This window comes from Shewanella sp. 10N.286.52.B9, from assembly GCF_002873635.1.
In the GTDB taxonomy this organism is placed as follows: Bacteria; Pseudomonadota; Gammaproteobacteria; order Enterobacterales; family Shewanellaceae; genus Shewanella.
This window is the reverse complement of sequence record NZ_MCTY01000101.1, coordinates 1-515: the sequence shown is the minus strand read 5'-3', so window position 1 is coordinate 515 and position 515 is coordinate 1. Positions and strand designations below refer to the sequence as shown.

1 protein-coding gene is annotated in these 515 nt (G+C 46.0%); it reads right to left on the bottom strand.

Features of this window, described 5'->3' with window-relative positions; all coding sequences use genetic code 11:
• Positions 1–515, bottom strand: a 515-nt coding sequence (locus BCU91_RS06735; RefSeq protein ID WP_133126580.1) for an integrase arm-type DNA-binding domain-containing protein, incomplete at both ends; no start/stop codon positions are given.

Below are 515 nucleotides of genomic sequence, written 5' to 3'. Positions count from 1 at the left end.
GAAAATGCACTCGCTGGATTTGCGCTAAGCAGATCCAGTTTTATGCCGTGATTGAAAAGTTGCTTGCTGTACATCAGAGCGTCGTTGGCTATTGCTGGGCGGTTAGTAGCTGCGATGGCTTGTAATACTGCTCTTATATCTCTGGCTGTAACGCTATCGACGTTGAAGCTGCCTATATGGGGGGCAATGTCTTTACGGTAGATACGTTCGGGGATTTCGTGATGTTTGAGTCTTTTGATATTACCTAAATGCCAATCGGCAAAGAGATCATCCACGGTTTTAATTTCGGCTTGTTTGGCGCGTTTCTTGGCGACTAGAGGATCTAAGCCATCACGAAACTGCTTCATTTTAATGGCGGCTTCTGCACGTGCATCTGCCAACGAAAGATCACTGTATTTAGCCAGTGTCATTTCTTTGCGTTTCTTGTTGGCAGTGTAGCGGAGCATCCAAAATGGTTTGCCGGATTTAGGCACGACAAAATATAAACCTTCACCATCAGCGAATCGGCCAGGTTC